The 1,332-nt window shown below is 40.9% G+C and carries 1 protein-coding gene and 2 tRNA genes; all 3 read right to left on the reverse strand.

The genetic code is table 11. From position 1 onward, the window contains the following. Positions 1–229: 229 nt before the first annotated feature. The 3 genes from B5D20_RS13570 to B5D20_RS13580 all read right to left on the reverse strand — a co-directional run bounded on the left by B5D20_RS13570 (position 230) and on the right by B5D20_RS13580 (position 1,330). Positions 230–652: a phosphate-starvation-inducible PsiE family protein gene (locus tag B5D20_RS13570; RefSeq protein WP_078666716.1), complete on the reverse strand. Its 423-nt coding sequence runs from the start codon at positions 650–652 to the stop codon at positions 230–232. A gap of 473 nt (positions 653–1,125) precedes the next feature. After that, positions 1,126–1,201 (reverse strand) — tRNA-Gly (locus tag B5D20_RS13575). 53 nt (positions 1,202–1,254) lie between these two features. Further along, positions 1,255–1,330 (reverse strand) — tRNA-Phe (locus B5D20_RS13580). Between the last annotated feature and the right edge of the window lie 2 nt (positions 1,331–1,332).

The following is a 1,332-nucleotide window of genomic DNA, read 5'->3' on the forward strand; positions in this document are numbered from 1 at the left end:
CTAATCAACCTCAACATGCATGACACTTGCATTCGAACTTCGCACCTCGAACTTCGAACTTCGCATCAGCGACGTTAGTTATAATATCACATCGGCAGCGTTTTTGTCAACAACAAGTTTTTATTTTTCTCGCGCCCTGCAGTGCTGTCTGCCGGGCGCTTGCTTATATTAACACAAACGAAACCATCCTGTCAACCCATTTTTTAATTTTTCCTCAAAGTATCTTTTGCTATTCACCTGGACAACTTTCTGCTTTTTTCACTATGTAATAGGCGATAGCTAGAGCTAAAATTATTAGGGTATTTATGCTGATTTCTATCAGTGTATCCAAACCATGGCTTTTGGTTAGAGACTTCTGGGCCTCAACAAAGAGGTTTTGTCTCACTGCTGAAATGATCCCAATCAGGATAAAAGAAGTAACACTAAACCTCTCTTTTTTGAAAAACTTAACTACTGTCCAGATTACTTCTTTAATAATCATAATCAGCAAGGCATTGCTAATTAACAAGAGAACATTCTTAGTTAAACTTAGTCCCGTAAAAGTATTTAAAATGATTCCTCCTACTGCAGCTATTAACATGACCGCTACAATTACATGAATAATATACTCTACCCAAATTAAAACGCGCGCTATTTTAAATGCTAAATTCATTTCAAATCACCTCCATCCACTGTTTATAAAGATATTGTAACACATCGTACTTAAATATTTAAACTATATACTTGTAAAACATTCATCTTCCCCCAAACGATTCTCCTGCCAGGATTGTTCATTTGATCATCATTCAGTGAAGTTACCCCCTTTGTTTTATCCACCCTTAACCAGCGGATGTAGCCGTTGATTTGAGCATAAGAATACCACCTTAACCAGTTTTGGCTGGGTGGTACTAACTATTTCTCTAATTGCTGCATCAGATTGATATTGCTCACAGGTCATGTAACATACCATTCATATGTTTACTAATGTGCCGTTTGGTTCTATGTATTTTACAGGATTAATAAGACAACTCAGATCAACAATCCTGGGAAGATGTGAACCTGATTGATGAGGTGTTAACGACGGGCACCAAATGGGCACCAAAAAAGGGTTCCGACATCCACGATGCCTGGAACCCTTGATTTCTCTGGAGCGGACGACGGGATTCGAACCCGCGACACTCGGCTTGGGAAGCCGATGCTCTACCAGCTGAGCTACGTCCGCATCTTCACGAAACAACCATAAGCGGCTTAGGGGCCGCTGGTACACTTTGTATATGGTGCCACGGGACGGAATCGAACCGCCGACACGAGGATTTTCAGTCCTCTGCTCTACCAACTGAGCTACCGTGGCAT

The organism is Carboxydocella sporoproducens DSM 16521, from assembly GCF_900167165.1.
GTDB lineage: Bacteria > Bacillota.